Source organism: Thiomonas sp. TH-17 (assembly GCF_057473305.1).
Genome location: NZ_JBYCKI010000274.1, coordinates 1 through 25,204 on the forward strand (window position 1 = coordinate 1; position 25,204 = coordinate 25,204).

General features: G+C 60.4%; 24 protein-coding genes, 2 tRNA genes and 1 pseudogene. 15 read left to right on the top strand and 12 right to left on the bottom strand.

Features of this window, described 5'->3' with window-relative positions; genetic code table 11:
- The first annotated feature begins 178 nt into the window (after positions 1-178).
- Positions 179-2,071 (top strand): sensor domain-containing diguanylate cyclase, encoded by a 1,893-nt coding sequence (locus tag AC2VLV_RS15460; protein WP_486990828.1) that lies wholly within the window; start codon positions 179-181, stop codon positions 2,069-2,071.
- Positions 2,072-2,079: 8 nt separating this feature from the next.
- Here the strand turns inward: AC2VLV_RS15460 and AC2VLV_RS15465 are convergent, their stop codons facing one another.
- The 5 genes from AC2VLV_RS15465 to yjgA all read right to left on the bottom strand — a co-directional run bounded on the left by AC2VLV_RS15465 (position 2,080) and on the right by yjgA (position 6,373).
- Entirely contained in the window at positions 2,080-3,249 is a 1,170-nt protein-coding gene (locus tag AC2VLV_RS15465) for an ABC transporter ATP-binding protein (RefSeq protein WP_486990829.1), read from the bottom strand.
- Entirely contained in the window at positions 3,237-4,061 is an 825-nt protein-coding gene (locus tag AC2VLV_RS15470; protein WP_486990830.1) for an ABC transporter permease, read from the bottom strand. The genes AC2VLV_RS15465 and AC2VLV_RS15470 overlap by 13 nt, the downstream gene beginning before the upstream one ends.
- 90 nt (positions 4,062-4,151) lie before the next feature.
- Positions 4,152-5,102 carry an extracellular solute-binding protein gene (locus AC2VLV_RS15475; protein WP_486990831.1) on the bottom strand — a complete coding sequence of 317 codons (951 nt, stop codon included), beginning with the start codon at positions 5,100-5,102 and terminating at the stop codon, positions 4,152-4,154.
- Positions 5,103-5,199: 97 nt separating this feature from the next.
- Positions 5,200-5,823 (bottom strand): molybdopterin adenylyltransferase, encoded by a 624-nt coding sequence (mog, locus tag AC2VLV_RS15480; RefSeq protein WP_486990832.1) that lies wholly within the window; start codon positions 5,821-5,823, stop codon positions 5,200-5,202.
- Complete coding sequence (gene yjgA / locus AC2VLV_RS15485) at positions 5,801-6,373, bottom strand: ribosome biogenesis factor YjgA (protein ID WP_486990833.1); 573 nt, start codon at positions 6,371-6,373, stop codon at positions 5,801-5,803. Before yjgA ends, mog begins: the two co-directional genes overlap by 23 nt.
- 90 nt (positions 6,374-6,463) lie before the next feature.
- Here yjgA and pmbA point away from each other — a divergent pair, with 90 nt between their 5' ends.
- The 3 genes from pmbA to AC2VLV_RS15500 all read left to right on the top strand — a co-directional run bounded on the left by pmbA (position 6,464) and on the right by AC2VLV_RS15500 (position 10,356).
- Positions 6,464-7,819, top strand: coding sequence for a metalloprotease PmbA (gene pmbA, locus AC2VLV_RS15490; RefSeq protein WP_486990834.1), 1,356 nt, complete (start codon positions 6,464-6,466; stop codon positions 7,817-7,819).
- Between the two features lie 230 nt (positions 7,820-8,049).
- Positions 8,050-9,132: a TRAP transporter substrate-binding protein gene (locus AC2VLV_RS15495; protein ID WP_486990835.1), complete on the top strand. Its 1,083-nt coding sequence runs from the start codon at positions 8,050-8,052 to the stop codon at positions 9,130-9,132.
- 138 nt (positions 9,133-9,270) lie between these two features.
- Positions 9,271-10,356: a TRAP transporter substrate-binding protein gene (locus AC2VLV_RS15500; protein WP_486990836.1), complete on the top strand. Its 1,086-nt coding sequence runs from the start codon at positions 9,271-9,273 to the stop codon at positions 10,354-10,356.
- A 75-nt stretch (positions 10,357-10,431) separates the two neighbouring features.
- Here AC2VLV_RS15500 and AC2VLV_RS15505 read toward each other — a convergent pair whose 3' ends face one another.
- From AC2VLV_RS15505 to AC2VLV_RS15525, 5 genes are read right to left on the bottom strand one after another with little or no spacing between them, the layout of a single operon-like run.
- Positions 10,432-11,022 (bottom strand): phosphatase PAP2 family protein, encoded by a 591-nt coding sequence (locus AC2VLV_RS15505; RefSeq protein ID WP_486990837.1) that lies wholly within the window; start codon positions 11,020-11,022, stop codon positions 10,432-10,434.
- Positions 11,023-11,029: 7 nt separating this feature from the next.
- Positions 11,030-11,527: an RDD family protein gene (locus AC2VLV_RS15510; protein WP_486990838.1), complete on the bottom strand. Its 498-nt coding sequence runs from the start codon at positions 11,525-11,527 to the stop codon at positions 11,030-11,032.
- 35 nt (positions 11,528-11,562) lie between these two features.
- Positions 11,563-12,189 (bottom strand): DUF3106 domain-containing protein, encoded by a 627-nt coding sequence (locus AC2VLV_RS15515; RefSeq protein WP_486990839.1) that lies wholly within the window; start codon positions 12,187-12,189, stop codon positions 11,563-11,565.
- Between the two features lie 29 nt (positions 12,190-12,218).
- The gene (locus tag AC2VLV_RS15520; protein WP_486990840.1) at positions 12,219-12,638 is read right to left on the bottom strand and encodes a DUF3619 family protein; all 420 of its coding nucleotides are present in this window, start codon (positions 12,636-12,638) and stop codon (positions 12,219-12,221) included.
- The gene (locus tag AC2VLV_RS15525) at positions 12,635-13,198 is read right to left on the bottom strand and encodes an RNA polymerase sigma factor (RefSeq protein ID WP_286729826.1); all 564 of its coding nucleotides are present in this window, start codon (positions 13,196-13,198) and stop codon (positions 12,635-12,637) included. Before AC2VLV_RS15525 ends, AC2VLV_RS15520 begins: the two co-directional genes overlap by 4 nt.
- Positions 13,199-13,576: 378 nt before the next feature.
- Between AC2VLV_RS15525 and AC2VLV_RS15530 the strand changes: the two genes are divergently transcribed.
- From AC2VLV_RS15530 to dusA, 11 genes are all read left to right on the top strand, one after another.
- Positions 13,577-15,367, top strand: a complete 1,791-nt coding sequence (locus AC2VLV_RS15530) for an acetolactate synthase 3 catalytic subunit (RefSeq protein WP_486990841.1) — start codon at positions 13,577-13,579, stop codon at positions 15,365-15,367.
- 189 nt (positions 15,368-15,556) lie between these two features.
- Positions 15,557-16,048 carry an acetolactate synthase small subunit gene (gene ilvN, locus AC2VLV_RS15535; RefSeq protein WP_013106403.1) on the top strand — a complete coding sequence of 164 codons (492 nt, stop codon included), beginning with the start codon at positions 15,557-15,559 and terminating at the stop codon, positions 16,046-16,048.
- Between the two features lie 87 nt (positions 16,049-16,135).
- Positions 16,136-17,152 (top strand): ketol-acid reductoisomerase, encoded by a 1,017-nt coding sequence (gene ilvC / locus AC2VLV_RS15540; protein WP_013123711.1) that lies wholly within the window; start codon positions 16,136-16,138, stop codon positions 17,150-17,152.
- Between the two features lie 86 nt (positions 17,153-17,238).
- Positions 17,239-17,880 carry a phosphatidylserine decarboxylase gene (locus AC2VLV_RS15545; protein ID WP_156054768.1) on the top strand — a complete coding sequence of 214 codons (642 nt, stop codon included), beginning with the start codon at positions 17,239-17,241 and terminating at the stop codon, positions 17,878-17,880.
- A gap of 42 nt (positions 17,881-17,922) precedes the next feature.
- Complete coding sequence (gene pssA, locus AC2VLV_RS15550) at positions 17,923-18,816, top strand: CDP-diacylglycerol--serine O-phosphatidyltransferase (protein WP_486990842.1); 894 nt, start codon at positions 17,923-17,925, stop codon at positions 18,814-18,816.
- A gap of 62 nt (positions 18,817-18,878) precedes the next feature.
- Positions 18,879-18,954 (top strand) — tRNA-Gly (locus AC2VLV_RS15555).
- A gap of 173 nt (positions 18,955-19,127) precedes the next feature.
- A tRNA-Cys gene (locus tag AC2VLV_RS15560) sits at positions 19,128-19,201 on the top strand.
- Between the two features lie 297 nt (positions 19,202-19,498).
- On the top strand, positions 19,499-20,065 hold the full coding sequence (locus AC2VLV_RS15565) for a serine O-acetyltransferase (protein WP_486990843.1): 567 nt from the start codon (positions 19,499-19,501) through the stop codon (positions 20,063-20,065).
- 143 nt (positions 20,066-20,208) lie between these two features.
- The gene (locus AC2VLV_RS15570) at positions 20,209-21,318 is read left to right on the top strand and encodes a glycosyltransferase (RefSeq protein WP_486990844.1); all 1,110 of its coding nucleotides are present in this window, start codon (positions 20,209-20,211) and stop codon (positions 21,316-21,318) included.
- Entirely contained in the window at positions 21,305-22,828 is a 1,524-nt protein-coding gene (locus tag AC2VLV_RS15575; RefSeq protein ID WP_486990845.1) for a lipopolysaccharide biosynthesis protein, read from the top strand. The genes AC2VLV_RS15570 and AC2VLV_RS15575 overlap by 14 nt, the downstream gene beginning before the upstream one ends.
- 85 nt (positions 22,829-22,913) lie before the next feature.
- Positions 22,914-23,972 carry a tRNA dihydrouridine(20/20a) synthase DusA gene (gene dusA, locus AC2VLV_RS15580; protein ID WP_486990846.1) on the top strand — a complete coding sequence of 353 codons (1,059 nt, stop codon included), beginning with the start codon at positions 22,914-22,916 and terminating at the stop codon, positions 23,970-23,972.
- On the opposite strand, the gene mnmH is transcribed toward dusA, so the two are convergent.
- Both mnmH and AC2VLV_RS15590 read right to left on the bottom strand, forming a co-directional pair.
- Positions 23,942-25,069: a tRNA 2-selenouridine(34) synthase MnmH gene (gene mnmH / locus AC2VLV_RS15585; RefSeq protein ID WP_486990847.1), complete on the bottom strand. Its 1,128-nt coding sequence runs from the start codon at positions 25,067-25,069 to the stop codon at positions 23,942-23,944. The two genes, dusA and mnmH, sit on opposite strands and share 31 nt — an antisense overlap.
- Positions 25,066-25,204, bottom strand: a pseudogene (locus AC2VLV_RS15590) (arylesterase); the annotation flags it as partial. The pseudogene AC2VLV_RS15590 and the gene mnmH, both read right to left, overlap by 4 nt.

The window sequence follows — 25,204 nt, forward strand, 5'->3', positions numbered from 1 at the left end:
AGGCTGTGCGGCGTCCTGCAGCAGCGGCTTCTTGCCCCATAGCTTCGGCTATGGGGCGGCAAATCCGCCGCCGCAGGCCATCCCCACCCCCTTTTTTTTCGCTCTACGCGACTCAAGTCCGGCAGACCCCTTGGGCAAGTCGGTAACATGACTTGACATTCCAATAAAAATCGTTCCCATGCCTGCTTCGCCACTGACCGATCCCGAGATTCTTCAAGCCCTGACCGCCGAGAACCGGCCCCTGCCGTCGCCCAGCGCGGTCGCGCTAGAACTCATGCGCGCGCTGGAGCGCCGTGATCTGGGCATGCGCGACATCGCCAATATCGCGCGCAAAGACCCGGCACTGGTGGCGCGCATGATTCAGCTTGCCAACTCGGCCATCTTCGCGGGCATGCGCCCCGCAGTGGCCATCGAAGAGGCGGTGCTGCGAATCGGCACGGGCGGGCTGGCGCGGCTGGCCATTGCGCTGTCGCTCATGCAGGCGAGCAAGGCCACGGAGATCGAAGGTTTCGATCTGCGCCGGTTCTGGATGACCTCGATCCAGCGCGGTCTGGTGTTCCAGTATCTGTCGCAGCGCGTGGGCAAGATGCCCAGCGCCGAAGCCTTCAGCCTGGGCCTGCTCGCCGATGTGGGACAACTCGCGATGGCCGTGAGCCTGGGCGCGCAGGCGGTTTACATCGGGGCCGAGGGTTCGGTGCAAGCGCTGCTGGCTCAGCAGTTGCAACAGTACGGCTACGACCAGGGCGACGCCAGTGCGGTGCTGCTCGCGCACTGGGGGTTTCCGGTGGTTCTGGCGCAGGCCGTGCGTATTCGGCCACAGACGCCGGGGGCTGCGCAAAGCCGTGAAGCTCAGTTGGGCGAGTGCGTGGCGCTCAGCCGCAGCCTGCAGCTTCGTCCCGATGGTGTGGCGCCCGATGCCGGGCAGATGCGCAGCCTGGCCGAACATCTTGAGCTCAGCGAAAGCGATCTGCAGGGTGTGCTCGCCAGCGCCGCGCAAGACATGGCGGGCATGGCCGCGGTGTTCGAGATGAAGCTCGAACAGCAAGAGGTGGATGCCGAGTTCGACCGACTGCGCCGCGCCCTGGCCACTCCGCCGCTGCTCGACGAACCCATCGCCGACGAAGTGCTGATTGTGTCGAAGGACGCCGCGCTGCGTCTTGGCTTGCGGCAGGCGCTCGAAGTGGCTGGACATGCGGTCACCGAAGCCGCCGCGTCGGCTGAGGCGTTTGAGATCGTGCAGATTCAGGGGCCGCGGGTGGTGGTGCTCGATTGGGCCGACGGCGAAAGCGTGGCCGCGCTCTGCCGCAGCCTGCGCACCGAGCGTGGCCCGCGCATCTACTTGCTGGCCCTGTCCCGCGACATGGAGCAGCACGCGGTGCTGAACGCGTTGGATGCCGGCGCGAACGACGTGCTCTTTGCCCCCGTCTTGCCGCAAATGCTGATCGCCAAGGTGCAGACCGGAGCGCGCGCCACGCGGGTGCTCGCCGCTGCCGAGGCCGAGCGCAGCCACGGCTTGCGCACCCTGCGCACGCTGGAGCAGCGCAACGCCGAGTTGCTGCAGGCCGCGGGTACCGACGAGCTGACCGGCCTGGGCAACCGCCGCGCGCTCGACGCTTTTTTGCCGCCGATTTTCGCCCAGGCCGTGGCAGAGGGTCATCCGCTGGCGTGTCTGATGTTCGACATCGATGAGTTCAAACGCATCAACGACCGGCTGGGCCATGACGTGGGAGATCAGGCCTTGCGTGCCGTGGGGCGTGTGCTGCGTCAGCAGTCGCGCGGCATGGATTTTGTCGCGCGGGTGGGGGGCGAGGAGTTTTTGATGCTCTGCCCGCAAACGACCGAAGAGGCCGCAATGCGCGTGGCCGAGCGCATCCGCGCGGCCATTGCCGTGCCGCAAGCCGATTTGCCGCCCCTGTCGGTCAGCGTGGGGGTGGCTCTGGGCGCAGGGGCTTTTGCCGACGCCGCATCGCTCATCCGGGCCGCCGATCAGGCTTTGCTGCAGGCCAAGCGCCTGGGGCGCAACCGGGTTTGTCTGGCGCCGACTTCATCCTCTGCGGCGGCTGGCAATTGATCTGAATTTCAGGCCAGCAGATGCAGGTCGGCCTGCCGGATACGCAGGCCAAGGGGGCCGCCGATTTCCAGCGCGAGTTCGCGCCAGAGTGTCGGCAGGGCGTAGGTCTGGGCTTCCAGCCCGCAGGGCAGCGCACAGCGCAGCCGCCACAGCGGGCCTTCGCATCGGGCCTCGATCAGGCGGGCCGTCAGGGTGAGGCTGCCGTCGTCTTGGGTCTCTAAAGCCGAGGTCGAAGCCGGGCAGGGATGCACTGCCTCGGCGCGAACGGCCAGGGTGACTCGGGCGCCGGGTTGCAACTCGGCGCCAGCAGGCAGCGTGCCGCGCCAGTTCAGCACGGGCTGCGCTTCAAAGCCTAGGAGCCAGTCGTGTGCGCCCAGCCGCGACTGGGCCAGCACTTGAAGCGGCCACAGATTGTCCACACCCGCCAGTCGCGCCGTGGACAGATCGGCCGGTCGCTCGAACACTTGCTGTGGAGTGCCCGCCTGCAGCAGACGCCCGCCATCGAGCACGCCCACGAGGTCGCCCAGCAGGCGTGCGTCCACCGGGTCGTGCGTCACCAGCACGGTGGTGATGGCGCGCTCGCGCAGTAGTGCAGCCAGGGTGCGTCGCAAACCCGGGCGGGCCTCGGGGTCGATGGCCGAAAAGGGTTCGTCGAGCAGCAGCAATTCGGGCGCACCGACCAGCGCCCGCGCCAGCGCAACCCGCTGTCGCTGGCCGCCGCTGAGCTGGTGCGGATACTGGTTCAACCAGGGCCGCAGATCGAGCGCGTCGAGCAGCGGATCGAGATCGGCCTGTGCGCCGCGGCCGAACTGCAGATTGCGCGCAATCGTCCAGTGCGGAAACAGCGCATCGCGCTGAAACATATAGCCGATGCGGCGCTTCTCGGGTGGCTGGGCGTTGAGGTCTTGCGCGCCCAGTTGCACCTGCCCGGCGCGTGCGGGCAGGAAGCCGGCGAGCGTGTCGAGCAGGGCGCTTTTTCCGGCGCCGTTGTGGCCCAGCAGAACCAGGGTCTGGCCGGGCGGAACTTGCAGATCGACGACGGCCGACTGCCAGGCGCCGATGCCCCATTGCAGCCCGCGTAGTTGCAGCCCGTGTAAACGCGGGGCGCCGGGCGCGCTGTGGGCCGGGCCGGTGAGCGCGTGCGCCGCCAAAACGGTGCGTTGCGTCAGTGCAGCCATGCCTTTTGCCGGTCTTGCGAGGACTGCGGCGCGCGTGCCGAGGCGAGCAGCCTCAGTCCCCAGAACAGCGCCATGACCACCAGCAGAAACAGCACCGAAGCCGCCACCGATTGCCGCAGCCCGGACTGCAGGAACAGGTCGTAGATGCGTATCGGCGCGGTCATCGGGTAATAGGCCAGCAGCACCACGGCGGCGAACTCGCCGATGGCGCGGGCAAAGCACAGCGTCAGCCCAGTGCCGATGCCCTGACGCGCCAGCGGCAGGGTGACGCGGCGAAACACCTCCCACGGCGTCGCGCCCTGAATGCGCGCGGCGCGCTCGATCTGCAGATCCACCGCTTCGAAACCGCCGCGGGCGGCGTTCACCGCGTAGGGCAGGCCGACATAGCTCATCGCCAGCACGATGCCGGCAAAGGTGCCCCAGAACTCCAGACCGATGTGCGCCAATGGTGCGCCCAGCCAGCCGTTGCGGCTGAACACCAGCAGCAGGGCGATGCCCGCAATGGTGTGCGGCATGGTGAGCGGCAGATCGACCAGCGCTTCCACCGCGCTTTTGCCGCGAAACTGCTGCCGCGCCAGCACATAGGCCAGCGGCACGGCGAACAGCGCGGCCAGCACCGTGCTGAACAGTGCGGCCCCCAGACTTAGGCCAATGGCGCTGCGCACGTCCGTCATGGCCGCCACCTGCCGCAGATCGCCCAGCGTGGGGTGCAGCAGCAGGGCCAGCAAAGGCAGGGCGATAAAAGCCAGCAGCGTCGCGCCGATCAGCCAGAACACCCAGAACATCGGGCTGCGCGCGTCACGCCTCAACATGGTTTGCGCTCCTCAGGGATGTGATCACAGTGCCAAGCCCGCCGGGCCGCCCTTTGAGGGGAAGCGAAGCGCAGCTGGCTCGGGGTGAGCTCATTCCGGCCAGGCCACGGTCAATTTGCGCAGTGCGGGGGGCACCTTATCGCGGTGCATGGCATAGGGTTGCTTGAGCGGGATGAAGCCGTTGGCGGCAATCACTTTCTGACCCGCGGGGCCGAGCACGTAGGCGATGAATTCCTGCGCCAGCTTGGGGTGCGGGGCGTCGGCGGGGATGGTCACGGCGTAAATGATGGGGCGACCCGTCAGTTCGCCGTTCTTGGTCTTGGCGGTGGCTTTGGCGTAGTCGGCATCGAACTTGGGATCGCTGAGGTTGATCTGCGGGGGCAGGTCGAGCGACTTCATGTGATGCTGCACGGCGTCTGAATGGTAGATGGCGAGATAGTCGATCTGCCCGAGTTCCAGGGCCGAGATCAGGTCGGTCTCGGTGTCGCGCATATTGGTATCGGGGGAGTTGGCCAGCACCCGGGCTTCCAGATCGGGCTGCTTGTAGTAGCGGCTGGCCAGATCGAGCATCTGCAGGGTTTGGTAGCCCGAGGGGTCGGTATTGGGGTTGGATCGCCCGATCTGCACGCCGGGTTCGGAGAGAATTTTCCACCAGTTGTCGGCGTTGATCTCCTTCGCTCCCTTGCTCTTTGGGGTGTAGATGAAGGTGATGGCGTTGCCCAGAAAACCGATGGACCAGTCGGCAGTCGGCTTGCCGCCTTCATCGCCCTTGAACATGTATTTGGGGATGACCGAATAGTCGGCCACGGCCACCACATCGGCGGGTTGATGCAGCACCGTGACCTGCTTGACCATTTTGACGCTGCCGCCGAATTGCGGTTGCACGGTCACGCCGGGATGCAGCTTCTCGAAGCCGTGTGCCAGGGTGGTGAAGGTTTTGCCGAGAGTGCCCGCGGCGAACACGGTCAGGGTTTCAGCCTGGGCCGTGGTGCAGGCAGCAGCCAGCGCGATTGCGCTCAAGGTGAGAGGGAGTGATTTCATCGGGTGCATTGCAAGTCTCCTGTCGTTGTGCATTTTGAGCATAACGCGGAAGACCTGCGTCTGTCGTGCCCGCAGAAAGAAAGATCGTGAGAGCGGGTTACGAAGCCCGGGGCGGCCGCTGCGCCGACTTGGGGCGGAAGGCCACGCACACCGCGGGGTCGGTTTCCAGATAGGAGCCGCCGATCAGATCGACGCAATAGGGCACCGCGGCGAACAGGCCCGGCACGACGCTTTGCCCGGCGGCGTCGCGCACGCCTTCGAGCGTTTCAGCGATCGACTTGGGCTGGCCCGGCAGATTGATGATCAGCGTTTTGGCGCGAATCACTGCGGTCTGCCGCGAAAGAATGGCGGTGGGCACGAAGTGCAGACTGATGCGGCGCATCTGTTCACCGAAGCCGGGCATCTCCTTGTCGGCCACGTCCAGGGTGGCCTCAGGGGTGACGTCGCGTGGGGCGGGGCCGGTGCCGCCCGTGGTCAGCACCAGGTCGCAATGCTCGGTGTCCACCAGTTCGCACAGCGTGTTGGCGATCTGCAGGCGGTCATCGGGGATCAGCCGTTCAACAAAGCTCACCGGATTGAGCAAGGCGCGGCTCAGCCAGTCGCGCAAGGCGGGAAGGCCCTTGTCTTGGTAGATGCCGGTGCTGGCGCGGTCACTGATGGAGACGAGGCCGATGCGAACCGGATCGGCGGCGGACGTTTCAGAAGCTGGGGAGGGGTTCATCGTCGGCGGGATGGTTGGGAGTGTCGTGCGCGGCGATGGCCGCTTTGACGAACTGGAAGAGTTGACGGGTGAGTCGCGGCGGCTTGTCGGCGCCGACTTCGGCGCGTGCGCCGCGCACGAGCTGGCGCAATTGTTGCGCGTCGGTGCTGGGGTATTTGTCGAGGAATTCGGTCTGCGCCTGGTCGTCGGCCAGCAGAACGTCGCGCCATCGCTCCAGCGCATGCATGCGGGCGACGCTGGCGCGGTCGTCCTGGGTGGCCGCAGCAATAACGGCGCGTACCGCTTCGGCATCGGTCGAGCGCATCAGCTTGCCCACGTAAAGGGTCTGACGCTTGCGGCCGCCATGCGCGGTGATGCGTTGGGCCTCGAGTACGGCGTCGCGCAGTGGCTCGGGCAGATCGGCCTGCCGGATGGTGTGGGCAGGCAGATTGATGAGTTGTTCGCCCAGTTCTTGCAGCGCGAGCATGTCGCGTTTGACCTGGCTTTTGCTCGGCGGGCGGTCGTCGGGTGGATCAAAGGCGGAGCCGGTGGGGCGATGCGGGAATTTCATGGCTCTTATTATCCGTTGAGTTCATGCGCGCCTTTGCCACCTGCCCATCCCGGACAGTGAGCGGGGCCGCCCAAAAAGGAATGCCATATCGTGGGACGTTTCGCCTACAGCAAATCGCAGTTTCAGGATCTCGCCCAGCAGGCGCTCGAACAGGCGCGCAAGGTCGGCGCCTCGGACGCTCAAGTGGAAGTCTCCGAAGGGCAGGGCATGTCGGTCGGCGTGCGCAGCGGCCAGATCGAGAACGTGGAGCACAACCGCGACAAGAGCCTGTCGATCTCGGTGTATGACGGTCAGCGACGGGGCCATGCGAGCACGTCTGATTTTTCGGCCGAGGCCATTGCCCGAACTGCCCAGGCGGCCTTCGATATCGCCCGCTACACCGCGGAAGACGACTGCGCCGGTCTGCCCGATGCCGAACAACTGGCGATAGGCAAGAGCGCGGCTGCTCTCGATCTCTATCACCCCTGGGACCTGACGCCGCAAGCCGCGGCCAAGCTGGCCTTGCGCGCCGAGAAGGCCGCGTTCGCGGTGGATCCGCGCATTCAGAACAGCGAAGGCGCCAGTGTTTCGGCGCAGGAGTCGCACTTCGTTCTGGCCAACAGCCGCGGCTTCTGCGACGGCTACGCTACCTCGTCGCACAGTCTGTCGTGTGCGCCCATTGCAGGCCGCGGCGACGATATGCAGCGCGATTACTGGTGGACGTCTGAATGCGACCCCGCCGATCTGGCCTCTCCCGAGGCGGTGGGCCGCTACGCCGCAGAGCGTGCGCTGTCGCGGCTGAAGGCGCGCAAGCTGTCCACGCGCAAGTGCCCGGTGCTGTTCGAGTCGCCGCTGGCCTCCGGTCTGATCGGCAGCTTCACCCACGCCATCAGTGGCGGGGCGCTGTATCGCAAATCCTCTTTTCTGCAAGACAGCTTGGGCCAGCCGGTTTGGGCCGATCACATCGATCTGATCGAAGACCCCAGCCTGCCCAAACGCCGCGGCAGCTCGCCGTTCGACAGCGAAGGCGTGGCCACGCACAAGCGCAGTCTGGTGGACGGCGGCGTGGTACAGGGCTATCTGCTCGGCACTTATTCGGCGCGCAAACTCGGCATGCAGACCACCGGCAACGCTGGCGGCGCACACAACCTGCTGCTGCAAAGCCGCCTCGCCAGCCCGAAGGACGATCTGCGCGCCATGCTGCGCAAGCTCGACACCGGGCTGTTCGCCATCGAACTCATGGGCCACGGCGTCAACTATGTCACCGGCGATTATTCGCGCGGGGTCATGGGGTTTTGGGTGGAGGGCGGAAGAATCCGTTATCCCGTGCAGGAGATCACCATTGCCGGCAACCTGCGCGACATGCTGCGCAACGTCGTGGCCGTGGGGGCTGATACGCACACCTTTGGCAGCAAGACCACGGGTTCCATCCTGATCGACGGCATGACCGTGGGCGGCGCGGGCTGAGTTTGCCGAGTCCCTCGCACAAGGCCGCCTTCGGGCGGCCTTGTCGTTTGCGCGTCCGCATTGTTGACATCAAGTCAAAGCTGATTCGCGCCAGAGTCAGGAATCCTTCGCGCTTACCCGTAAGGATGCGGATGGTTACAGAAGTTACGATGGCTGCGTCGGGTCAAGCCGTCTCACGACTGCCAAACAAAGCACATCCCGATCTTTTTCCTTCCCCTTCCGGAGACTCCATGGAACGTCGCTCCTTTGTCAAACACGCTGGCCTCGCCGGCATCCTCGCTGCCGGTACCGCCCCGGCCGTCATGGCCCAGCAATCGGTGCGCTGGCGCCTGGCCTCCAGCTTTCCCAATTCGCTCGACACGATTTATGGCGCCGCCAATGTGTTCGCGCAGAAGGTCAAAGACCTGACCAACAGCAAGTTCGAGATCTCGGTGCACGCCGCCGGTGAACTGGTACCGGCGTTCGGCGTGGTCGATGCCGTGCAACAAGGCACGGTGGAGTGCTGCCACACCGCGCCGTACTACTTCTTCGGCAAAGACCCGACCTTCGCGCTGGGTGGCACAGTGCCGTTCGGTTTCAACTCGCGCCAGATGACGGCGTGGATGTTCCAGGGCAACGGTCTCAAGCTCATGCGCGAGTTCTACAGCCAGTACAACTTCCTCAACTTCCCCTGCGGCAACACCGGCGCGCAGATGGGCGGCTGGTTCCGCAAGCCCATCAAGAGCCTGGCCGACATGAAGGGCCTGAAGATGCGCATCGGCGGTTTCGCCGGCAAGGTGATCGAGCGCATCGGCGTGGTGCCGCAAAACATTCCCGGCGGCGACATCTATCCCTCGCTGGAAAAGGGCACCATCGACGCAGCGGAGTGGATCGGCCCTTACGACGATTTGAAACTGGGCTTCTACAAGGTGGCAAAGAACTACCTGTACCCCGGCTGGTGGGAGGGCGGTCTGGAGCTTGATCTCTACGTCAACCAGAAGGCCTACAACGCGCTGCCCGCAGACTACAAGGCCGCGGTCGATGCCGCGACGGCCTATGCCCACGTCAATATGCAGGCTGCCTACGACGCCAAGAACCCCCCAGCCCTCAAGGAGCTGGTGGGCAAGGGCGCCAAGCTGCAGGGCTTCCCGAAGGACGTGATGGAGGCCGCGTACAAGGCCGCCAACGACGTCTACAACGAACTGTCGTCGAGCAACCCGCACTGGCGCAAGGTCTATACGGACTGGGTGAAATTCCGCAACGACGACATCCTCTGGTTCCGCTTTGCCGAGAACGAGTTCGATCGTTTCATGTCCACGCGCAAGCTCACCTGAGTTTCAGGTTTATTCGTGAACCGGCCCGCTTGAAGCGGGCTTTTTCATGGGAGATTGGTCAGCGTCAATACAATTGGAAGCATCTTGATATGAAATGAATCATCTGTATCGAGAGTGACTTATTTACCAGGAGACCCTATGGAACGCCGTTCATTTGTCAAACACGCCGGCCTCGCCGGTATTCTGGCCGCGGGTACCGCCCCGGCCGTCGTCATGGCCCAGCAGGCGGTGCGCTGGCGCCTGGCTTCAAGTTTTCCCAATTCGCTCGACACCATCTTCGGTGCGGCCAACATCTTCGCCCAGAAGGTCAAGGAAGCGTCGGGCGGCAAGTTCGAGATCAGTGTGCACGCCGGCGGCGAGCTCGTCCCGCCGTTCGGCGTGGTCGATGCCGTGCAGCAAGGCACGGTGGAGTGCTGCCACACCGCGCCGTACTACTTCTTCGGCAAAGACCCGACCTTCGCGCTGGGCTGCGCCGTGCCTTTTGGCATGAACTCCCGCCAGATGAGCGCCTGGATGTATCAGGGCAACGGCCTCAAGCTCATGCGCGAGTTCTACACGAACTACAGCATCATCAACTTCCCCATGGGCAACACCGGGGCGCAGATGGGCGGCTGGTTCCGCAAGCCGATCAAGAGCCTGGCGGACATGAAGGGCCTGAAGATGCGCGTCGGCGGCTTCGCCGGCAAGGTGATGGAGCGCATCGGCGTGGTGCCGCAAAACATTCCCGGCGGCGACATCTATCCCTCGCTGGAAAAGGGCACCATCGACGCGGCGGAATGGATCGGCCCGTATGACGATCTGAAGCTCGGCTTCTACAAGGTGGCGAAGAACTACCTGTACCCCGGTTGGTGGGAAGGCGGCCCGCAGCTTGACCTGTTCGTCAACCAGAAGGCCTACAACGCCCTGTCGCCCGATTACAAGGCGATCGTGGAACTGGCGGCCTCGCACGCGCACATCAATATGCAGGCCATGTACGACGCCAAAAATCCGCCCGCACTCAAGGAGCTGGTGGGCAAGGGCGCCAAGCTGCAGGGCTTCCCGAAAGATGTGATGGAGGCGGCCTTCAAGGCGTCCAACGACATCTATAACGAGCTTTCAGCCAGCAATCCCAACTGGAAAAAGGTCTATACCGACTGGTACAAATTCCGCAACGACGACATCCTCTGGTTCCGCTTCGCGGACAACGAGTTCGACCGCTTCATGGCCACGCGCAAATTCACCTGATGTGCGCAGAAGTTGTCTGATGAAAACGCCCCGCAAGTCGGGGCGTTTTTTTATGTCGTAGACGCTACCGGCAATTCAGTGGGGCTTCGCGCCCCGAATCCACAACGTGGCGAGCCCGTGCGCCACCAAGACGCACAGGGCGCCCACGAACGCCCCGCCGATCACGTCAGCCGGGAAGTGCGCGCCGACGGCGATGCGTGACCATGCCACCCAAAGCGCGAACAGCCACAGCGCGACGCGCCAGGGGCGGGGCAGCGAAAAGGCCAGACTTGCGGCGAGCACCATGGCAAATGCCGCGTGACCCGAGGGAAAGCTGTGCGCAAACTTGGGTTCTCCAAGTACATGAACCATCTGCGGGCCGAAAACCTCAAGCGGTCGCGGAAAGTGGGCCCAGGGTTTGAGTACGCCGTAAATCGAGAGAAACAACAGCAGATTGGCCCAGGCATAGACCAGCACACTGCGCAGAGAAATCAGCCGGGGCCAGCGCATCGCGAGGGTCAGCAGCAGGCCGAGGTAGACCGGCAGCAGATGATGGTCGCCCAAGACGGTGCCCATGCGTGCGGCGTTATTCCACACCGGGTTGTCTCCGGCGTGATTGATGGCGAGGAACAGGCGTGCGTTCCAGCCGTCCCATGCGTACCAGATGGCGTGAGGGTCGAGTTTCATGGACGGGCTATCCGTTTGCGGGCACCAGGCGCGTGCCCGCGAGCAAATCGTGCAGATACTGACGGTCTTTGCGCAGCAGGCTGGCGCCTGCCCATAGCAAAATACCCGCCGCGAGCAGCCAGCCGGTCTCCTCCGGTGAAAGATGCAGGGCCGCGGCCAAGGCCAGGGCGGGAATGACCCAGAGCCAGGCCAGAACGGCGCGCCATAACGCCCGCCCAAGACTGAGCGGCGCCCCGTTGGGGGTGACCAGCGCGATTTTCCAGACCTTCATGGGCAGTGTTTGTCGACCTGCACTCCAGAAACCGGCGCCATAGCCGGTGAGCACAACGAATTCTGCGACTTGCAGGACGACTCGGTGTGTCGCCGACGCCTGCTGCAAACCCAGCAGATGCAGGAGCCCTAGCGTGACCGCCGCAGTGACCAGCGACAGGCCCAACAGTATGAGCCCTTCATAGGTGAGGCAGGCCAGGCGTCGGCGCAGCGGGGGTGCGTTTAGAGAAGGCATGGATTTGGGCGAAGACGTGCGCCCGCAGCGCGAATTTAGCGGGCCGGGCAGCGCAGCACATCCGCACAAGGCACGGCAGCGGAGGCGGTTTTGGCGGGTATCGGCGCCGATGCTGGGAGAGGGGGGCGGGGCGCGGTTTTGACGGGCGGTGCGTGGTTTGCCGCGGCCTGTTTTTCCTGCAAATATTTGCCCACCTGCCCGGGGTGGGGTTTGGGATGGCGGGCTTCTTCCTTGAGCCGCTCACGCTCTGCCGGAGGCAGTTTTTGGTAGGCCTCCCAGGCTTCGCGGCGACTTTGCTGTGGCGTCTTGCCGGTGGATAGAAAATTTTCGCGCGCCAGACGACGTTTTTCCGGACTGAGGTGCGACCACTCATTCATCCGCTGCTGCAGGGTTTTTTGTTGCTCCGCACTCATTGCGGGATAGCGGGCGGCGATATCGAGCCATTTTTTCTTGCGGTCGTGATCAAATTCCCGCCAGTCGGCTTTCAGTGGGGCAAGAATGTGCTGCTGCGTCGCGCTGAGGTGTTGCCAGCTCGGCGGCGCTTCAGCTGCTTGCGCCGGTGCGACGCAGAACAGCAGGGCCACGAGCAGGCACAGCAGCAGGGCGGACTGAAACAGAGCGGAATGAAACAGGGTGGACTGAAGCAGGAGGGAGCGCTCCATCAGGCGTGGAGGACAGGGGCGCAAAGTCATCAGCGCTCCAGCTTGAGGTAGCGGGCAAATCCGGGGTCGGCGTAGGCCGCTGGTGGCAAATCGCCCAGCAAGAGGGCGGTATCGATGTCGGCCGTGACGCGCACGAACCGTTCCTGTTGATAGTCTTGCAAGGCCAGCAGGCCGACGACCAGCACGATCAGCGGCAGAACGGTGCCGAAACGAAACAACCACGACCTCCAGAGCGAGGGGCCCGCCAGCGAAAGGGCGCGGCCCTGCGCGACGGCTGCAGTTGCCGCAACGGGCTGAATCTGGGCGACCGCCATCAGCCGCAGGGCCTTGAGGCGCTCGGATTGTTCGGGCGTGATCTGCCGCTCGGCCTGTTGCAGCCGTGTGGCGAGTTGCTGCGCAAGGCGGGCTTCGACTTTGGGGCGCAGCGGATCGGTTGCGTCGTTTTTCATGAGTAGCCCTGGGCTTTCAAGACGCGTGCCAGCGAATGGATGGCGCGCGAGCAATGCGTTTTGACGCTGCCTTCCGAGCAGCCCATGGCCTGCGCGGTTTCGGCAACGTCGAGTTCTTCCCAATAACGTAACAAAAACGCTTCCCGTTGACGTGCGGGCAAACGCGAAATTTCAGTTTCGAGATGTTTCAGGATCTGCATGCGCTGAACCTGGGTCTCGGCGCTCTCGAGATGCTCGCTCAGTGCTTCGAGTTCCAGCGTTTCGAGCAGGTCAAATTCGCCCTCGCTGTCCTGAGATTCAAAATCCGACAGATTGCTGAAAAGCGCGTTGCGCACCTTGCGCTTGCGATGCCAGTCGAGAATGGCATTGGTCAGAATGCGCTGGAACAGCAGTGGCAACTCCTGGCGCGGTTTGTCGGCGTATTTGGTCGCCAGGCTGATCATCGCCTCCTGCACCAGATCCATCGCGGCGTCGTCGTCGCGCGTCGAGAACGCGGCACGCAAAAAGGCGCGCTTGTCGATGCTGGCGAGGAATTCGTTGAGTTCTCGTTCGGTGGCCATCGAGTCGGACGTGGTGCAGTCCGTGAGGATGAGAGGCAACTGCACATTATGCAATGGTGCATCGTTGCACCAAATGGGCAACAAGACTGCACCAGGAAACTCAACCCGCCGACCGGCGTTGGGGCCTCAGTCCGCTTTGATGGGAGGCCAGAATGGGAGTCCAAAATTCCCGTGCTCATGTGCAGCAGTGCTGCGCTGCACTACACTACGCAGTTCCGTTTGGTCTGAGCCTCCGTGCAGCAACAAGGTGAGATGCGATTTGCATCGCCTGCCGCGCCCACAACGTTCCAGATCGCACGTGTATCCCAAAGGCCGGCCACAAGCGGGTGCCGAGGGAGACCTGAAGTCTTTCGTCAGAGAAATTCACAAGGTGAACTCATGGAAATGAATCGCACAGAACACAAGTCGGCCGCTACGGCCGCATCAAAGTCCGGCGCGGCAAGCGCGCAGGAACTCACCGGGGCCGAAATCCTGGTGCGATGCCTTCAGGAAGAAGGCGTCGAATTCATGTGGGGTTACCCCGGTGGGGCCGTGCTCTACATCTACGACGAACTCTACAAGCAAACCTCGATCCAGCATGTACTGGTGCGGCAGGAATCGGCTGCGGTCCATGCTGCAGACGCCTATGCCCGTGCGACGGGCGATGTTGGTGTGGCCCTGGTGACCTCCGGGCCGGGGGCGACCAATGCCATCACGGGCATCGCCACCGCGTATATGGACTCGATTCCGATGGTGATCATCACCGGGCAGGTGCCGACGACGGCCATCGGGCTGGACGCGTTTCAGGAGTGCGACACCGTGGGCATCACCCGCCCGGTGGTCAAACACAACTTCCTGGTCAAGGATGTGCGCGATCTGGCGGTCACGATGAAAAAGGCGTTCCACATCGCCCGTTCGGGTCGGCCCGGTCCGGTGGTGGTGGATGTGCCCAAGGACGTGTCGCGTCACACCACTCAGTTCGAGTATCCCAAAACCGTGGAGATGCGCTCGTACAACCCGGTGCGCAAGGGCCACGGCGGCCAGATCCGCAAGGCGGTGCAACTGCTGCTCTCGGCCAAGCGCCCCTACATCTACACGGGCGGTGGCGTGGTGCTGGCGAATGCGTCTCCCGAGTTGCGCAAGCTGGCCGATCTGCTGAAGTACCCCTGCACCAATACGCTGATGGGGCTGGGCGCGATGCCCGGCGAAGACCCGAAGTTTCTCGGCATGCCTGGCATGCACGGCACCTTCGAGGCGAACATGGCGATGCAGCATTGCGACGTGCTGCTTGCGGTGGGCGTGCGGTTCGACGACCGTGTGATCGGCAATCCGGGGCATTTTGCGCAAAACCAGCGCAAGATCGTGCACATCGACATCGACCCTTCCTCCATCTCGAAGCGGGTGAAGGTGGATGTGCCCATCGTGGGCGACGTCGGCGAGGTGCTGCAGGAACTCATCGATCAGCTCGAACAATCCTTCAAGGCCGGCCACAAGAACGACGGCGGCGCGCTGGCGGCCTGGTGGGCGCAGATCGACGAATGGCGCAAGCGCGACTGTCTCGCCTATGAGCATTCGACCGAGGTCATCAAGCCGCAGGCCGTGATCGACACGCTGTACGAGTTGACCAAGGACCGCGAGACCTATATCTGCTCCGACGTCGGCCAGCATCAGATGTGGGCCGCGCAGCTCTACAAATTTCCCGAGCCGCGTCGCTGGATCAATTCGGGCGGCTTGGGCACCATGGGCGTGGGCCTGCCCTATGCCATGGGCATCAAGCTGGCCAAGCCCGAAGCTGAAGCCGTTTGCGTCACGGGCGATGGTTCCATCCAGATGAACATTCAGGAGCTTGCCACCTGCCTGCAATACGGCACGGCGGTAAAGATCATTCTGCTCAACAACCGCTATCTCGGCATGGTGCGGCAGTGGCAGGAAATCGAGTACGAAGGCCGGTATTCCCATTCCTACATGGATTCCTTGCCCGACTTCGTCAAGCTCGCCGAAGCCTATGGTCATGTGGGCATCAAGGTGGACAAGCCCGAAGACCTGCGCCCCGCCATGGAGAAGGCGTTTGCGATGAAAGACCGCACGGTCTTCCTCGACATCTCGGTGGACCCCACGGAGAACGTCTGGCCCATGGTGCAGGCGGGCCGCGGGATCACCGACATGCTGCTCGGTTCGGAGGATCTCTGAGCCATTGAACCGCGCGAGTCGTTGGGGTTTGGCCGTAGCGGCGTCTCACCGGACGCCGCGCTCTGCCAAACGCCAAGCCCGCGCTTTCGACAACCGCGTGCGCTGTTATGCACGCTTCCATCATCAATCTCGCAGCAGCCAGGCGACGCTTACCGGCGCCGCACGAAGCCTGCGTAGAGGAGTGAATTCATGAAACACATCATTGCCGTTTTGCTGGAAAACGAACCTGGTGCCTTGTCGCGTGTGGTGGGCTTGTTTTCCGCTCGGGGCTACAACATCGAATCGCTGGTCGTGGCGCCCACGGAAGACGCCTCGCTGTCGCGCATGACCATCGTCACCAGCGGTTCGGAAGAAGTCATCGAGCAGATCACTAAGCACCTCAACCGACTCATCGAAGTGGTCAAGGTTGTCGATCTCACCGAGGCTTCCTTCATCGAGCGCGAGCTCATGTTGATCAAGCTGCGGGCCGTGGGCAAAGAGCGCGAAGAGATCAAGCGCATGTCCGACATTTTCCGCGGCCACATCATCGACGTGACCGACAAGTCCTACACCATCGAACTGACCGGCGATGCCGCGAAGCTCGACGCTTTCATCCAGGCGGTCGATCCCACGGCCATTCTGGAAACCGTGCGAACCGGCAGCTGCGGAATTGGCCGCGCCGAGCGTATCCTGCGCGCCTGATCTCAGGTCGACGCATCTCTCTTTTTGTTTTCCCTTTGCGGCGAGGAATGTCCCGCCAAGCGCAGAACCTCTACTTCAGGAGCCAATATGAACGTGTATTACGACAAAGACGCCGATCTCTCCCTCATCAAAGGCAAGAAAGTCACCATCGTGGGCTATGGCTCGCAGGGCCATGCGCATGCGCAGAATCTGAATGACAGCGGCGTGAAGGTCACCGTCGGGTTGCGCAAAAACGGCGCTTCCTGGGACAAGGCCAAGAAGGCCGGCCTGAAGGTCGCCGAGGTCGAAAAGGCCGTTGAAGGCGCCGATGTGGTGATGATGCTCATGCCCGACGAGAACATCGCCGAGGTCTATCGCAATGCCGTCGAACCGAACATGAAAAAGGGGGCCGCACTGGCCTTTGCGCACGGCTTCAACGTGCATTACGGCCAAGTTCAGCCGCGCGCCGATCTCGACGTCATCATGATCGCTCCCAAGGCGCCCGGCCATACCGTGCGCAACACCTACACCCAGGGCGGCGGTGTGCCGCACCTGATTGCGGTGCATGCCGACAAATCGGGCAAGGCGCGTGATCTGGCGCTTTCTTACGCCGTGGCCAACGGCGGCGGCAAGGCTGGCATCATCGAGACCAACTTCCGCGAGGAGACCGAGACCGATCTGTTCGGCGAGCAAGCCGTGCTGTGCGGCGGTACTGTCGAGCTCATCAAGGCAGGCTTCGAGACCCTGGTCGAGGCCGGCTACGCGCCCGAGATGGCCTACTTCGAGTGCCTGCACGAACTCAAGCTCATCGTCGATCTGATCTACGAAGGCGGCATTGCCAACATGAACTACTCGATCTCCAACAACGCGGAGTATGGCGAGTACGTCACCGGGCCGAAGGTCGTCACCGAGGACACCAAGAACGCCATGCGTCAGTGCCTCAAGGACATCCAGACCGGTGAATACGCCAAGAGCTTCATTCTGGAAAACCGCGCCGGTGCGCCCACCTTGCTCTCGCGCCGCCGTCTGACCTCGGATCATCAGATCGAACAGGTCGGTGAGAAGCTGCGTGCGATGATGCCTTGGATCAAGGCCAACAAATTGGTGGACAAATCGAAGAACTGATCTTCGGACCCTTTGACTTTCACAACACCCGGCCCATGCCGGGTGTTGTGCTTCATGCCGGGCCTTCCGGCGATTAAACTCCACCCATGACTTATCCCCATCCCATTCTGGCCCGCGAAGGCTGGCCCTTTATTGCCAGCAGCGTGCTGCTTTCCGTGATCGTTTGGGCGCTCGCCGGGTTCTGGTGGTCATTGCCGATCTGGCTGCTGACGATTTTCGTGGTGCAGTTCTTTCGCGATCCCGCCCGTCCGATCCCTCGCGATCCGCTCGCCGTTCTCAGCCCGGCCGATGGCCGCATCGTGGCCATTACGCACGCGTTCGACCCTTACGCCGGGCGCGATGCCCTCAAAATCAGCGTGTTCATGAACGTGTTCAATGTGCACTCGAACCGTGCCCCGGTGGACGGCGCCTTGCGCGATGTGCAGTATTTTCCGGGCAAGTTTGTGAACGCCGATCTCGACAAAGCCTCCGAGCAAAACGAGCGCAATGCGCTGGTGATCGATTGTGACGGTCGCGTGGTGACTGCCGTGCAAGTTGCCGGCTTGATTGCCCGGCGCATTCTTTGCTACGTCAAGGCGGGCGATGCCTTGCAGCGCGGGCAACGGTTTGGATTCATCCGGTTTGGTTCGCGTGTCGATGTCTATCTGCCGCTGGATACGCAGTCGCGCGTTTCGATCGGAGACAAGGTTTACGCCAGCAGCACGGTGCTGGCCGATTTCGCCGCCTGAAGTCTTTTCCCGAAGCCGCCCATTACTTCAGAGAGGTTGAGCATGTCGCGAAATGTGGCCCAATTTCCCCAGCAGACCAGTTTGTCGGAACAGGCAGATGCGGCACCAGAGGCCGATACGCCTCGGTCGCCGGAGGTGTCCTATCAGCCGCCTGAGCCTGACGACGATCCTGCACACCGTCGTCGGCGCGGCATCTATCTTCTGCCCAACTCCTTCACCGCTGCCGCGTTGTTCTGCGGCTTCTACGCCATCGTGATGGCGATGAGCGGGCGATACGACTCCGCGGCTACGGCCATCTTCGCCGCCATGGTGCTCGACAGCCTCGATGGCCGGGTTGCGCGGATGACCAATACCCAAAGCGAATTCGGCGCCCAGTTCGATTCACTCGCCGACATGGTGTCGTTCGGTGCGGCCCCTGCGCTCATCATTTATGAATGGTCGCTGCGTGGTCTGGGCAAGCTGGGCTGGTTGGCCGCCTTTGTGTATTGCGCAGGTGCTGCTCTGCGGCTTGCGCGCTTCAACACCAATGTTGCGGTGATCGACAAACGCTACTTTCAAGGCCTGCCCAGTCCGGCCGCTGCGGCGCTGGTGGCCGGTTTTCTCTGGATCATGACGGATGCCGGTGTGCAGGGCGCGCATGTCGCCTGGTTCAGTTTTGTCATCACGCTTTTCGCCGGACTCACCATGGTGACCAACGTGCCGTTCTACAGCTTCAAGGACGTTAGCTTCCGACGCAGCGTGCCTTTCATCAGCATCTTTCTCATCGTGCTGTTGATTGGCCTGATCGCGTACCAGCCTCCGCTGGTGTTGTTTGGCTTGTTTGTTCTATATGGATTGTCCGGCTACGGCGTCTATGTGTGGCATCGTCTCAAGGGCCGCCCGGTTAGCGTGATCGCCACCTCAGTGGACGAGCCTGACGAACGCGGCTTGCATTGATCAATCTTTTTACGAGCGAGTGTTGACAAGCGGTTCAGGCGCTGCGAAAATAATCGTTTTACGCGGGAATAGCTCAGTTGGTAGAGCGCAACCTTGCCAAGGTTGAGGTCGCGAGTTCGAGTCTCGTTTCCCGCTCCAAATTCTCAGCAAAAAAGGGAAGCCAAGCTTCCCTTTTTTGTGTCCGGAGCCTGTTGTCACTTTCTGGAGACAACACAGAGTTTGACCAAAGGCAGATCAAGTCTGGGTCAGCGCAGCAGCATCCGGCGGTTTTGCGTACGATCTTCAACATTGACGCAAAAGCCAAGTCACCCGGCGGGGTGGCAGAGTGGTTATGCAGCGGCCTGCAAAGCCGTCTATGCCGGTTCGATTCCGACCCCCGCCTCCAAATATCTGTAAAAACAACAGCTTACAGGATTGGCCCACACTAACGCTGTGGGCTTTTTTTCGTCTTTCGGACAACAATTTGTCCCCGCAATGACCCTGTAGTGACCAAAAATTCCCATTTTCCGGGGGGGGGCCAAGGGCCGCGTCCCATCTGCTCGACGTTACGCCTCCGCAGGTCTGCTTGGGCTTTCTTGCAGCACCATCCGGCACTGGATCAGCGTCGCTTAGTTGGGGGAGTGCAAGGCAACATTTGAGTGCAAAAATAGATACCGACTGAAATCGCAAAAGGGAGCGCAGCTTGATCAAATCGTACGCAGACTACCAAAGGTATCTCGAGGCGGACCGCATCGCTTTGGGGGTGAATTCGCGTTGGGCCTGGCTGTTTGACGAAATTTTTCAATTTCAGCGCTTGCTTAGAAAAGTCGAATTTCTCACGAACTGTGAGAAAAATTTTTTTCGGCGCCGCCTTGCAGTACATCGTTTTCGTAAGCTTTCGATCAAGCTAGGGTTCTCGATACCGATCAATGTTTTTGGCCCAGGCCTTGCAATTTTGCACTACGGCACGATCGTCGTGAATTCCGGGGCAAGAATTGGTTCGAATTGCAGAATTCATACAGGCGTGAATATCGGAGCGCAGCTTGGCAGAGGAAACGAAGTGCCAAGAATAGGACACAATTGTTATATTGCACCAGGGGCAAAACTTTTTGGCGCGATAGAGATTGGCGACAATACAGCAGTGGGCGCCAATGCGGTAGTCAATAAAAGCTTTCCAGAGGGTAATGCAACTATCGGCGGAATTCCTGCGAAGGTCATTTCACAAAAATCGACTAAAGGACTTTTTGTTCATGGAGATGCTCGATTTTGAGAGGCGGGCAGGATCGCGGCATGAAATCTCCTTGTTTAAAATTTATGCGGTTTACCTAAATTGGCATTTCATTTAATATGCACGCTCCAATACGTATATTAATGGTGGTTGACGGACGCTATCCTGCAACGGGTGGTGCAGAGATGCAGGCCCGGCTACTTAGTCGGTCATTCGCCGCTGCCGGTCACGAGGTGCGCGTTCTGGTGCCGCACCTGGACCGCTCGCTCCCGTTTGCCGATCAGGTTGATGGTATTCCGGTACTGAGATTGGGGTATCCGAAAATAAAGGGACTTGGTGCGATATTACTCAATCTAAATTTTGCGCTCTGGTTGTTGAGACATCAAGGCGAATTTGATGCTATTCACATTCATATGATGCATAATCTTGCCGGGGCGGCGGGTTGGATCAATCGATGGCTGAAGCCAACTCTTATAGTCAAAGTTTCTGGTGCGGCGGAGTTTCAGGGGGGTATTCTCGATCCAAAATTAATGTCAAAGCCTGTTCACCGGATTTTGCGGAGAGGTGCTCAGCATCTCGATGCCTATCAATGCATCAGCAAGAGGACGGTGAAGATCATGCTGGAAGCCGGTTTCGCCAAGGAGCGCTTGCATCTTCTGCCGAATGCTGTGGATTTGGTGCGCTTTGCATACAAAGGGACTAGAGATCAGTCTTCACTTCGCGCTGTGTTTGTCGGGCGCCACGTTCCGGTAAAAGGGCTGGATGTCTTGCTGGAGTCCTGGGTGAGGGTATCCTTGCAATCACCTGATGCACACTTGACCCTTGCTGGTGATGGACCGGAGAGAGAAAGGCTGATGACGCTTTCCCGGCAGTTGGGCATTGACAACAGTGTTTCTTTCCCTGGTTTGGTGCAGGATGTGCCGGCACTTTTGTCCTCGCACAATTTGTACGTGCAAGCCTCGCATCAGGAGGGTCTACCCAATGCGGTTCTCGAGGCGATGGCAAATGGACTGCCAACGGTTGCCACCCAGATCAGTGGTCATGAAGATGTGATCACTCATGGCGAGACGGGGTTGCTAGTGCCGCCAAATCATGCCGATGGGTTGGCGGCGGCAATTAGTCATTTGGCTGAGAACCCAAATTTAAGGCAAGAGATGGGCGCAACTGCCCGGCGATTTGTCGAGCAATACTTTTCTACTGAAGCGGTCATGCAATCGCTTTTAGCTGTCTACACTCAGCCAAGTGCTCCGCTGAGCCATCCAATGACTGAGGCAAAAATCAATGCAAATCGGTAAGGATACCGTGGTGAGGGCCAAGGGTGAAAGGCGCGGAGTACTTGCACGCCTTTTTCAGCATACTTCAAATTATTCGATTGGCAGTGTGCTGGTTATGTTGGCCAGCATCATCTCTTTTCCAATTCTCACTCGGATTTTTTCGGTTGCAGAATATGGAACAATGGCATTGGTTACCTCTACGATCCTATTTTTAGTAGGAATAGGAAAACTTGGCTTGCAACACTCGGTAGTACGTTATTACAGCGAGGTTGAGGCTGGGACGAGGAAAAATACTGCGACGCAATTTTTTTCTACCGTTTTATTTGGGATGATTGTCGTTGGGTTGATTGTGACCTTGCTCAGTATTGTGGGGATCCGTTTTGTGCCCACGGCCTGGTTGTCAAATGAGCAAACAAAATACTTGATTATATTGGCATCGCCACTTATTTTTATCCGTGTGGTGGATAGTGCAATGTATAACATGCTGCGCGCTCAACAAAAAAGCGGAATTTACAGCACCTATTTCACGGTTAGAAAATATCTTGGGCTGGGTTTGATATTTTTTGTGCTTTTTTATGTTTCACGCACTTTGGAGGGGTTTTTTATTTCTTCCATGGTGGGTGAATTTATTGCTGTGGCAGTCATAATTTTTTACTATGCGAGGCAGCACGTTTTTGATGTGCGGCAGTTTAACAGGCCGCTTTTCATGTCGATGTTAGTGTTTGGGTTGCCGTTGCTTGCTAGCGAGCTTTCTATGCTGCTGCTGAACATGAGTGGGCGTTACATCATAAATTATCAACTGGGCCCAGAGCCTTTGGGTGCATTTTCTGCGGCATTTAATTTTAGTGATTATTTGCAAGGAGTGTTGACTGCTTCCTTTGCGCAGGCTGTTGTGCCGATGTACTTCAGGATGTGGGAGCAACAGGGGCGCGAGAAAACTATTGAATTCATACAACAAGCCCTTAAATATTATATTGCGCTGGCACTCCCTGTATTGGGTGGCATGGCTGCTGTAGGTCCTGAATTACTCCGGCTTCTGGCCTCTTCAAAATATGATGTAAGTGCTACATTGATCGTATTTATCGTAGGGGGCATGCTGGTTTCGGGTGGAACTCCAATTTTTAGTGCCGGCATCTACATCAATAAACTAACTAAAGTCGTCATGTATTCTGTATTGACGGCCGCAGCCGTAAATATTGTATTGACAGTCGTGCTTGTTCGCCCATTTGGTATTGAGGGGGCTGCTTTTGCGGCACTGGTCAGCTACTTTTTGTACACCATCATGGCGGCTTATTATGGTCGCAAAGTCGTGAAAATAAGAATCCCTTGGTTCGATATATTGAAATATGGTTCATTTACACTAATAATGTATGGCGTGGTGATTAATGTCGATCCGCCAGATCTGGCATTTCGAATTTTTTCTCAAATCATTGTCGGAGCAGCTGTGTATGGTGCTTTGATTATTATTTTTGATCGGCAGGTGCGAGGTCTATTGCAGCAGGCTGTTGCAAAGTTGATGAGGGTTCGATAACTTTTTTGTGCGTGGTGGATGTGCAATTTTAATATTATTGCGTTGTTATTATATTTTTTATATTATTTTTTGAGTATTCCCATTGATGCCTTCTGCGCTTTCCGTTGCCCCGATGCTCGATTGGACGGATCGACATTGCCGATATTTTCATAGCCTGATTACACAGCGAGCTTTGCTTTACACGGAAATGGTGACGACTGGGGCGTTGCTATATGGAGACGTGGCGCGACATCTTGATTTCAGTGTGCAAGAGCACCCTGTGGCGCTGCAGTTAGGCGGTAGTGAGCCTGCTGATCTGGCTCGTTGCGCCAAACTGGCGCTCGAATGGGGCTATGACGAAATCAATCTGAACTGTGGGTGCCCCAGCCCTCGGGTGCAGCGCGGGGCATTTGGAGCTTGTTTGATGGCGGAACCATCAAGAGTGGCCGATTCGGTGGCCGCCATGGTAGAGGCTGTTTCTGGCGTGATTCCGGTCACGGTTAAGCACCGCATTGGTGTCGACCATGAGGATAGTTACGGTTTTGTGCGCGATTTCGTGGGAACGGTGTCGCGGGGCGGTTGTGAGACATTTATCGTGCATGCCCGTTCCGCGTGGCTTGATGGACTCAGCCCGAAGGAAAACCGCGATATTCCTCCGTTGAGGCCCGAGTTCATTTTGCAGTTAGGGCGCGATTTTCCAGAACTTGCATTTGTGCTCAACGGGGGCATCAAGAATGGGCAGCAGATTGGCGAGTGGCTGCCGCAGGTCTCTGGCGTAATGGTGGGGCGGGCTGCTTATCAAGACCCGTGGAGTCTGTCGACTTGGGATCGAGAATTTCTGGGGAGTGCTGATTCGGCTGCACCTGAGCGCGAAATCGTCGAAGAGCAAATGTGCGCCTACATCGCGGCGTGGAAGGCAAAGGGCTTGCATCCGCAGGCGATTACCCGGCATATGCTCAATTTGTGGAAGGGGCAACCCGGTGGACGTCGCTGGCGGCAGGTGTTGAGCGATTCGAGCTTGTTGTCCACGCTGTCGGTGCCTGAGCTATTCGCGACGGCCAGGCGCGCCCGTCTGTCAGCCGAAGTCGACGAAGCGATGGAGTCCGATCAACCCGGCCAACTCGGCCAACTCGGTCAGCCGTTGACAGCTTCGGCTTGCGTCTGAACGCTTGCCCTGGCGCGCGATTCTGAGCGGATTTCTGCAGTTGATAGTGCTACGACCTTCTGCGCGGCGTCGTGGAAAGACCCGGCGTCAATGCCCTTGAGCGCGACGACAGGCGAGGCGTTGAACGCCCGAAAATGGTTGGTCATTGACCGGATGTAGCTCGGGTCGTAGTGGTGCTGCAGGATGTCCGCGGTGAAAGCGGCCAGCTCGCCTTGTGTGATGAGTTCCTGCCAGCGTTCGACGGTTTCGGCGCCTCGCAAGGCGCGCAGGCTGGCCAGGCGTTGCAGCAGCAGGGGGCGATCGGCGGACAACTGGGCGTAGTCGGCCAGCAACAGCGCAACGCGCAGGTTGGTTTCGAGCTCCAGGGTGATGCAATGCCCCTGGCGCATCTGCTCCATTAGCGCATCGGGAACGTGAAGGGCGCCAATCTTCTTGCTCTCTGCCTCGACAAACACCGGGCGGTTCGGATCGAAGCGGCGCAGATCGGCCCACACGAGGGTCTCGAACAATTTTTGCGAGGGCTGCGTTTCCCCCGGCTCCAGTCCGAGCACGGAACCTCGATGCTGGGCCAGCGTCTCGAGGTCGAGCACTTGCGCCCCTACCTCCCGCAATGATTGAAGCAGACGGCTCTTGCCGCAACCGGTGCGGCCGCAGATGACGTGAAACTGAAGTTGCCCAGACCGTTGCTCCAGATCGGCACGCAGGGCGCGGCGCAAGGATCGATAACCGCCCTGCACCAATACCACGGAAAAACCGATGCGCGCCAGGATGTGGGCCATCGCGCCCGATCGGTTGCCGCCGCGCCAGCAGTACACCAGAGGCGCCCAGGATTTGGGCAACTCGGCCGCGTGCGCCTCGATGTGGTTGGCGATGTTGCGGGCGATCAGCGTGGCGCCGCGTTTATTGGCGACGAAGGGATCGACCTGGGCGTAGAGCGTGCCGACTTCGGCGCGCTCGGCGTCGTCGAGCACCGGCCAGCTTTGGGCGCTCGGCATGTGATCAAGCGCAAATTCTGAGGGGCTGCGCACGTCGATCACGGCGCTGAAAGACTGCAGCTTCTGCAGTGCTTCTGCGGCATCCATGACGCGGGGGTTCATGGCGCTGGCCTCGCGGCAGGCAGTGCGAGCAGAGGGGTGAGATGCGGCCAGACGGTATCGAGCATGGTGGGTTGCGCTTGCGCTGTGGGGTGGATGTTGTCCGATTGAAACCAGTCGGGATGGCCGACGACGCCA